The organism is Halanaerobium sp., from assembly GCF_003070835.1.
Map to the genome: position 1 here is coordinate 1 of NZ_QBLR01000209.1, position 7,225 is coordinate 7,225.

The 7,225-nt window shown below is 32.5% G+C and carries 7 protein-coding genes; 6 read left to right on the forward strand and 1 reads right to left on the reverse strand.

Going from position 1 to position 7,225, the window contains the following annotated elements:
* Positions 1-317 precede the first annotated feature (317 nt).
* From CI949_RS15485 to CI949_RS15510, 6 genes are all read left to right on the forward strand, one after another.
* The gene (locus CI949_RS15485; RefSeq protein ID WP_089655175.1) at positions 318-1,310 is read left to right on the forward strand and encodes a LacI family DNA-binding transcriptional regulator; all 993 of its coding nucleotides are present in this window, start codon (positions 318-320) and stop codon (positions 1,308-1,310) included.
* 30 nt (positions 1,311-1,340) lie between these two features.
* Positions 1,341-2,258: a ribokinase gene (rbsK, locus tag CI949_RS15490; protein ID WP_089655176.1), complete on the forward strand. Its 918-nt coding sequence runs from the start codon at positions 1,341-1,343 to the stop codon at positions 2,256-2,258.
* A 1-nt stretch (position 2,259) separates the two neighbouring features.
* Positions 2,260-2,655, forward strand: coding sequence for a D-ribose pyranase (rbsD, locus tag CI949_RS15495; RefSeq protein ID WP_073157033.1), 396 nt, complete (start codon positions 2,260-2,262; stop codon positions 2,653-2,655).
* Positions 2,656-4,152 carry a sugar ABC transporter ATP-binding protein gene (locus CI949_RS15500; RefSeq protein ID WP_089655177.1) on the forward strand — a complete coding sequence of 499 codons (1,497 nt, stop codon included), beginning with the start codon at positions 2,656-2,658 and terminating at the stop codon, positions 4,150-4,152.
* Between the two features lie 4 nt (positions 4,153-4,156).
* The gene (locus CI949_RS15505) at positions 4,157-5,113 is read left to right on the forward strand and encodes an ABC transporter permease (RefSeq protein ID WP_290767928.1); all 957 of its coding nucleotides are present in this window, start codon (positions 4,157-4,159) and stop codon (positions 5,111-5,113) included.
* Between the two features lie 119 nt (positions 5,114-5,232).
* Positions 5,233-6,060, forward strand: coding sequence for a D-ribose ABC transporter substrate-binding protein (locus CI949_RS15510; RefSeq protein WP_290767931.1), 828 nt, complete (start codon positions 5,233-5,235; stop codon positions 6,058-6,060).
* 133 nt (positions 6,061-6,193) lie between these two features.
* Here CI949_RS15510 and CI949_RS15515 read toward each other — a convergent pair whose 3' ends face one another.
* Entirely contained in the window at positions 6,194-7,033 is an 840-nt protein-coding gene (locus CI949_RS15515; RefSeq protein ID WP_073157045.1) for a bifunctional 5,10-methylenetetrahydrofolate dehydrogenase/5,10-methenyltetrahydrofolate cyclohydrolase, read from the reverse strand.
* Positions 7,034-7,225 lie beyond the last annotated feature (192 nt).

The window sequence follows — 7,225 nt, forward strand, 5'->3', positions numbered from 1 at the left end:
AATTAGATCCATTTTGTTATAATATAATTTATTTATTAACATTTTATACAATTTTACTCCCCTCCCCCGGGGAGTTTTTCTTTTTTAAAATCATTTAAATTAACAAAAGTAATTATAGCTTTCATGACAGAGTATTTTCAAGTATTCTATTAATAATTATCTTTAATGCTTGATAAAGATTAAATTAAGTATCAGAAATAGTTGAAATATTTGTCAGAATATTTTATAATTATAATTGTAAACGTTACCGAAAGCGTTAACGACATTTAGCTAAGAAAAGAATTATAAGATAAAAAGATTAATAATTAGGTGATATTATGAGAGTTACAATAAAAGATATAGCAAAAGAAGCAAATGTATCAGTAACGACAGTATCTCGAGTTTTAAATAATAAACCTGATGTTGGTGATGACACAAGAGCTAAAATATTAAAAATAATAGATGAAATGAATTATAATCCAAATAGTGTAGCTCGTGGACTCGTAATGCAGAAAACTCATACTATTGGACTAATCATCCCCGATATCAGCAACCCCTTTTTTCCTCAGATAGTAAGAGCTGTTGAAGATAAAGCACAGAAACTTGGTTATTCTGTAATTTTATTTAATACAGACAATCATTTGGAAAGAGAAAGAAAAGCAGTTGAATTATTTAAAAGTAAGCAGCTTGATGGTTTAATTGTTTCTCTTTCTCTTGGTAATGAAAAAATACTAAAAGATTTAAAAGCTGAAAATTACCCAGTAGTTCAGATAGATAGATCTGTCTTAGACCATCACTATCCTCTAATTAGTATTGATAACAAGAAATCTGCTTATCAGATGGTTCAATATATGATAAAAAAGGGCTATAAAAAGATCGCACATATTAGTGGTGATTTAAATACTACAACTGCTCGCGATAGATTAGAAGGGTACAAAAAGGCGCTAAAAAAATATGGAATCCCAATAAAGAACAAATATATAATTGAAGGTGAATATACTCAAAATTCTGCCTATCAAGCAATGCAGTCTTTACTGAATTTAAAAAATAGGCCTAAAGCAATTTTTGCAGCTAATGATTTAAGTGCAGCAGGGGTTTATAAAGCTCTTTTTGAAGCAGATTTGAAAATCCCTGAAGATATGGCAGTTGCTGGTCATGATGATATTAATTTAGCCTCACTTTTAAAACCAGAACTTACAACAATGCGTCAGCCAAAATATGAGATGGGAGAAAGAGCAGTAACAATTCTTTTGAAGATGATTAATCAGCAGAATTTTGAAATTAAGGACCAAATATTAACCACTGATTTAATTATTAGAGAATCAGTTTGAGCAAAGAATTATAAAGGGCAGGTGAGTTAATTGTCAAAAATACTTGTTATTGGCAGTATGAATATGGATTTAGTTGTTGAAACAGAGAGGTATCCTGAGGAAGGTGAAACCATTATTGGAGGAGAATTCCAACAAATTCCAGGTGGTAAAGGAGCTAATCAAGCTTTGGCAGCTGCTAAATTAGGAAAAGATGTTGAATTTATTGGAGCTTGTGGAGATGATAGTTTTGCTCCTAAATTAAAATCTAGCTTAAAAAATGGTGGAGCTAAAATTGACCATATCTTTGAGATTGAAGGTGTTAGTACAGGTGTGGCAGTAATTACTGTTGATAAAAACGGAAACAATAGAATAATAGTTTCTCCTGGTGCTAATTATGAGCTGCTTCCTGAAAAAATAGAAAAAATTAGAGATAAAATAATTGAAGCCGAAATTATACTTTTACAGCTGGAAATTCCGCTTAATACTATTGAAAAAATTGTAGAAATTGCTTCAAAAAATAAGACCAAGATTATATTAGATCCTGCACCAGCTCAGAAATTATCAGATAGTATTTTAGAAAAAATAGATTATCTACTGCCGAATGAAGGTGAATTAGATTTATTATTAAAAGATCTAAAAACAAAAAGCCGATCTGAAAAAATCAAGCTTCTTTTGGAAAAGGGTGTTAAAAATATTGTAGTAACTGAAGGAGAAAAAGGAATTAACTATTATGGTCAGGAAAAAGAAATTCATGTAGATACATTAAAAGTTAAAGCTGTTGATACTACAGCAGCAGGAGATGTATTTGCAGGGGCCTTTGCTGCTAGTTTAACTGCTGAAAAAGATTTGGAAAAAGCATTACAGTTTGCAGTTCAGGCTGCAGCCTATTCAGTAACTAAAATAGGAGCACAAAGTTCTATTCCCGATAAAAAAGAATTAACTGAATTCCTTGCAGAAAGGAGCAAATAAGATGAAAAAAAATGGAATAATTAATAGTGAATTAGTTAGAGTGATTGCTGAAATGGGTCACAAGGATGGCTTGACGATTGCAGACTGCGGCTTGCCAATTCCAGAGAAAGTTGAAAGAGTTGATTTATCACTGACTAAAGGCTATCCTAAATTTTTGGAAATATTAAAAGCTGTATTAAATGATTTAGTTGTGGAAAAAGCAATTTTAGCTGCTGAAATTAAAGAAAAAAGCCCTAAATTAGAAGCAGAAATCATAAAAATGCTTCCTGATATAGAAATTGAATATATTCCACACACTGAGTTCAAAAAAGAAACAAATAACTCCAGAGCTGTAGTTCGAAGTGGAGAAATAATTCCATATGCTAATATCATTTTGATTTCAGGAGTTGATTTTTAAATGGCAAAAGAAACTGTTTTGGAAATGAAAAACATCACCAAAACCTTTCCTGGAGTTAAGGCCTTAGATAAAGTTAATTTTTCTCTTAAAAAAGGAGAAGTTCATGCTTTATTAGGTGAAAATGGAGCTGGGAAATCTACTTTAATGAAAGTTTTGAATGGTATTCATCAGCGTGATGAAGGAGAAATAATTGTAAAAGGTGAATCAGTTAAGTTTGAAAACACTAAAGAAGCTCAAAATGCAGGTCTTGCAATAATTCATCAAGAATTAGAACTTATTCCTTATCTAAATGTTGCTGAAAATATATTTTTAGGCAGAGAAGATAGAAATGGAATTTTTATTAATTACCAAAAACTTTATCAAAAAACAAGTGAAGTACTTGATATGCTGGGAGTGGATATTGATCCTAAAGCTAAGATTAAAGACCTAAATATTGGCAGCCAGCAGATGGTAGAAATAGCAAAAGCTGTTTCGCAAAATGCTGATATACTGGTAATGGACGAACCTACATCTTCTTTAACGAATCAAGAAATTGATATTTTGTTTGAACTGATCGAGAGATTAAAACAGCAGGAGATAGCTATAGTTTATATTTCTCATCGCTTAGAAGAAGTTTTCGAAATTTGTGACAGAGTTACTGTTTTGAGAGATGGTCAGTTTGTAGATGAGGTTGAAACTTCTGCCACTAATGAAGATCAATTAATTAAAATGATGGTTGGGCGAACAATTGAAGACCGTTTCCCTAAAATGAATTTTAGTCCAACTGAAGAAATTTTAAAAGTTGAAAATTTAACTGTTCCTAAAGAAATAAAAAATGCTTCTTTTTCTTTGAAAAAAGGAGAGATATTAGGTATTGCTGGTTTAATGGGATCTGGAAGAACCGAACTGGCAAAAGCAATATTTGGAGTTTTTAAAGAAAAAAGTGGGAATATCTATTTTAAAGGAAAAAAAATCGAAATAAATTCACCTGCTGATGCTATAAATACAGGTATATATTATCTTAGTGAAGACCGAAAAGAAGAAGGTTTAGTCCTCGGACTTTCAGTTGCTAACAATATAAGTATCTCAGTTTTAAAGTCAATGTTAAAAGCAAATACTTTTATCAATAAATCTGCTGAGACTGATTTAGCAGAAAAATATATTGAAGATTTAAAGATCAAAACTCCGTCTGAAAAACAGCTTGTTAAAAATCTTAGTGGGGGAAACCAGCAAAAAGTTGTGATTTCCAAATTGCTTTCTACTAAACCAGAAATTGTAATTTTTGATGAACCTACCCGCGGAATAGATGTGGGTGCTAAGCGGGAAATATACAATTTGATGCAGGAATTAATTAATGAAGGAGTTGCAGTTATTTTAATATCTTCAGAATTACCTGAAGTTTTAAATTTAAGTAATAGAGTTATAGTGATGCATGAAAAAGAAATTATGGGCGAACTAGATGCCGCTGTTGCTGATCAAGAATCTGTAATGAAGCTGGCAACTGGGAGGAGGAATTAAACAAGTGAATAATGAAAATAATACCAGTAAAAAAAATTTTTTAGAAATTATAAATAAATTTAAAACAGGAATTGGATTATTAATTTTAGTAATTGTGCTTTCATTTTTGAGTCCTTATTTTTTAGCAATACCAAATGTTTTAAATATTATTAGACAGGTTTCAATTATAGCAATAGTTTCTTTTGGAATGACTATGGTAATTTTGACTGGAGGAATTGATCTTTCAGTTGGTTCAATGCTTGCTTTTTCTGGTGCAATTACAGCTGGAATGATGGTTAATTCGGGTTTAAATGTATTTCTGGCAATTTTAATTGGATTAGCTGCCGGTACTGCCTTAGGATTTTTTAACGGTTTAGCAGTTGCTAAGGCTAAATTACCTGCTTTTATAGTGACTTTAGCGATGATGACAATTGCCCGTGGTTTTACCCTCATATATACGGATGGGCGTCCAATATCAGGTTTTAATGAAACTTTTAGATTTTTTGGTGCAGGATATTTGGGAAGAATACCAATTCCAGTTGTTATCATGTTTATATTTTTAATAATCATTTATATTTTACTCAAAAAAACACCACTGGGGCGGTACATTTATGCTATAGGTGGTAATGAAACTGCTACAAAACTTTCTGGAATTAATACTGACAAAATTAAAATAGCTGTTTATGCTTTAAATGGATTTTTAGCTTCAGTTAGTGGTATAATATTAACATCAAGATTAAACTCTGCCCAACCGATGTCTGGTGAAGGCTATGAATTAGATGCTATTGCTGCTGTTGTTTTAGGTGGTACAAGTCTTTCGGGTGGAAGTGGTACAGTTATTGGAACAATTGTCGGTGCTCTGATAATTGCTGTTTTAAATAATGGTTTAAATCTTTTAAATGTATCTTCATTTTATCAGTTAGTTGCTAAGGGTGCTGTTATTCTGCTTGCTGTCTTTCTAGACCGTAAAAGTCAGCAGTAGTAATATATATAGATAAAAAAATATATTAATTAGGGGGTGAGTTTTCACTAGCTTCTTTGGTGTGATTCAAACAATTCATTAAAAATTATTAGAAGAATTAATCTCAAGGAGGAATTAAAATGAAAAAATTAACTATTGTTTTAGCCTTATCTATAATTTTAATTGTTGGTGTATCTGCAGGAGCTGCAGCGCAGGATATTAAAATTGGTCTTGCAGTTTCTACTCTTAATAATCCATTTTTTGTTGATCTTAAAGATGGTGCAGAGGCTATGGCAGAAGAAATGGGAATAGAAATTTTAACTGTTGATGCTCAAGATGATGCCGCAAGTCAGTTAAGCAGTGTTGAAGATTTATTAATCAGACAGATTGATGTATTAATAGTAAACCCTGTTGATGGTAACGCTGTTGTTTCAGCAATCACAGCAGCTAATGATGCAGGTGTCCCTGTAATTACAGTTGATCGTGGTGCAGAAGGTGGAAATGTAGCAAGTCACATCGCTTCTGATAATGTTGCTGGTGGAGAAATGGCTGGGGACTTTATTGCTGAGCAGTTAGGTGAAACTAGAAAAGTGGTTGAATTAGAAGGTATTCCGGGAACATCTGCTGCCAGAGATAGAGGAGAAGGATTTAATAAGGCTATGGACAAATATCCTGATTTAGAAGTAATTGCCCGTCAGCCTGCAGCTTTTGACCGTGCAGAAGGTATGACAGTTATGGAAAATATCTTACAGGGTAACCCAGAAATTGATGCTGTTTTTGCTCACAATGATAATATGGCTTTAGGTGCAATGGAAGCTATAGAAGCTGCTGGCCGTAATATGGCTGCAACAGTTGCTCAAAAGCCTGCATTAATGGGTGAAATGTCCGTTGAGATAGCAGTTAAAGTTGTTAATGGAGAAGAAGTTGATGAATATACTCCAGTACCTTTAGAATTAATTACTGAGTAAATTCTTAGATATTTGGGTTGTATAATTAACGTTGTGAAGCAAAAACTGTAAATCTAAAAAACCTAAATATTAGACAAAGACCAAGGCCCTTCTTTTAAATTCTAGAAGGGCCTTTTTTAAAAATATATAATTATTATTTGATATTATGCAAATTCTTAAATGATTTGACAATATTTCTCATTAAAACTTGATTGGTAACTGTGCCAACTCCACCTGGAACAGGAGTAAGAGCCTTTACTATTTCAGCTGCTGAAGCAAAATCAACATCTCCCAGTAATTTGCCATCGATAAAATTAGTACCGACATCAATAACTACTGAATCTTCATCCAGCATCTCACCTTTTATCATTTCTGCTCTCCCAACTGCTGCCACTACTATATCTGCATTTTTTAATTCCCATTCTAAATCCCTGGTCCGAGAATGACACATAGTTACTGTAGCGTGTTTTTGCTGTAATAAAATTGAAACTGGTTTACCGACAATATTGCTTCTACCAACAACAACGGCTCTCTGCCCTTTGATCGGAATATCATAATAGTCTAGGATTTCCATACAGGCTTCAGCTGTGGCAGGATTTAAAGTTTCAAGACCAACAAAAAGCTTTCCTAAAGAAGCAGAAGTTATGCCTTCTACATCTTTTTGAGGATTGATCATTTCCAGGCTGTCTTTTAATTCAGCTGGAAGAGGTTGCTGAACCATAATTGAAGTTATTTTATTGTCTTTATTTGCTTTTTTCAGGAGAGCTTTAAATTTTTCAGGCTGGTTAATAAGCTGTTGATATTCAAATTCAATTCCTATTGCCTCACAATTTTTTTCTATTCGGGAAGCATAAGCTTTGCTTGCAGCATCTTCACCATACTGCAGCACAATAAGGTGGGGCGCCGCACCAGTTTCGCTTTTAAGATTTTCAACTTCTTTAATTAAACTTTCTTTAATCTCAGCTGCTAATTTTCTGCCGCTTAATTCTTTCATTTCGTCACTTCCTTTGATTAAATAATAAATTTGTAAGTTCAGATGCAAAAATATAACTAATTTGCAAGCTCAATAATTTCTGCTTTAAGGCGTGAACTTTCTTTTTTTAATTTTAAATATTCATTTTTTATATTTTCTTTATATTCCTGATTGTCAAGGCTTTTAAGATTGATTTTAACATTAGCAATTGCA

Excerpts from the sequence above, each read along its gene's own strand:
- CI949_RS15500 (WP_089655177.1), top strand. The coding sequence starts at position 2,656 with ATGGCAAAAGAAACTGTTTTGGAAATGAAAAACATCACCAAAACCTTT.
- CI949_RS15485 (WP_089655175.1), top strand. The coding sequence starts at position 318 with ATGAGAGTTACAATAAAAGATATAGCAAAAGAAGCAAATGTATCAGTA.
- rbsD (WP_073157033.1), top strand. The coding sequence starts at position 2,260 with ATGAAAAAAAATGGAATAATTAATAGTGAATTAGTTAGAGTGATTGCT.
- CI949_RS15515 (WP_073157045.1), bottom strand. The coding sequence starts at position 7,033 with ATGAAAGAATTAAGCGGCAGAAAATTAGCAGCTGAGATTAAAGAAAGT.
- CI949_RS15510 (WP_290767931.1), top strand. The coding sequence starts at position 5,233 with ATGAAAAAATTAACTATTGTTTTAGCCTTATCTATAATTTTAATTGTT.